A 1,384-nucleotide genomic window follows, 5' to 3' on the forward strand; every position below is an offset into this window, starting at 1 on the left:
GAGTTATTGTCAATTTCTGTGTATGGCCGGTCAGGCGGCAGCCCTGTCTGACTGATCGGCCAAGGGTTCGCCGTCCTTGAACTGGACGTTGTTCACGACCAGCTCCAGCTTGTTGAACCCCTTGATCCGCTTCCAGCGCTTCTGGGCGCTCTGAAGCAGCTTGAAGACCATCGCCAGGGTCGTCGCTCTGGAGCCGCAGTTCCGGCTGCGCCTGCTCCGCAGGCGGACCGTGGCGAAGGTCGATTCGATCGGGTTGGTGGTGCGGATATGCACCCAGTGCTCTGCCGGGTAGTCATAGAACGCCAGCAGTTCCTCCCGATCCTTGGCCAGGCACTCCATGGCTCTGGGGTACTTGGCCTCGAAGCGTTTTACCGTGCGATCGAAGGCCTTATGTGCCTCGTCGCGGGTCTCGGCCATCCAGATCTCGTGGAGGTCGGCCTTGACCTTGGGCTGCACGGATTTCGGTAGCTTGTTCAGTACGTTGGCGGTCTTGTGGACCCAGCAACGCTGGTGGTTGGTCTCCGGATAGACCTTGCTCAACGCCGCCCAGAAGCCCATGGCGCCGTCACCGATCGCGAGCTTGGGGGCAGTGGTCAGCCCGCGCTCGCGTAGCCCCGTGAGCAGCTCTTTCCAGCTGGCTTCCGACTCGCGTCGCCCATCCTCGACGGCGACCAACTCCTTACGGCCCTGCTCGGTGACACCGATGATCACCAGCAGGCACAGGCGGTCATCCATTCGAACGTTGCTGTAGACGCCGTCTGCCCACCAGTAGACGTAGCGCTGCTCTGATAAGCCCCGCTTCTGCCACTCGGCGTGCTCAGCCTCCCACTGCTTCTTGAGCCGCGACACAGTGTTGGCCGAAAGCCCCTTGGCCTGGTCGCCCAGCAGGGCTGCCAGGGCCTCCTGGTAGTCACCGGTGGAGACCCCCTTCAGGTAGAGCCAGGGGATCAGCTCTGCGATGCTCCGGGCCCGCTTCAGGTAGGGCGGCAGCAGCGCGCTGCTGAAGGTAACCCCATCACCGCTGCGATCGCGGGTCCGGGGCACCTTGACCTCGACGTCGCCGATACCGGTCTGCACCGTGCGCTCCGGCAAGTAGCCGTTGCGGACGACGGCACGGCGACCGTCTTCCAGCGTCTTCTCGGCGTACTGCTCAAGGAACGTGCTCAACTCGGCCTCCACGGCTTTGGCAATCAGATCTCGGGCACCTTGGCGAAGCAATTCATGCAGCGGGTCGGTAGCACCAGTGTCTGGTTGCGTCACGGCTTGGAGGGTAGAATCGGTCATGGCGTATCCATCCTATGCTGGTTGTGATCTGGCGTGATCAATCAGCAGGATACGCCACCCTTCCTTCTGCCCTCCATACACAAGACTTGAGCTTAACTCC

Annotated in this window: 1 protein-coding gene; it reads right to left on the reverse strand. The window is 62.3% G+C overall.

From position 1 onward, the window contains the following. Positions 1 to 30: 30 nt before the first annotated feature. A complete protein-coding gene (locus tag IZU87_RS17230; RefSeq protein ID WP_213115358.1) occupies positions 31 to 1,284 on the reverse strand; it encodes an IS256 family transposase in 1,254 nt (417 codons plus the stop codon). Between the last annotated feature and the right edge of the window lie 100 nt (positions 1,285 to 1,384).

It is taken from the genome of Cobetia sp. MC34 (genome assembly GCF_018340035.1).
Lineage (GTDB): Bacteria > Pseudomonadota > Gammaproteobacteria > Pseudomonadales > Halomonadaceae > Cobetia > Cobetia amphilecti.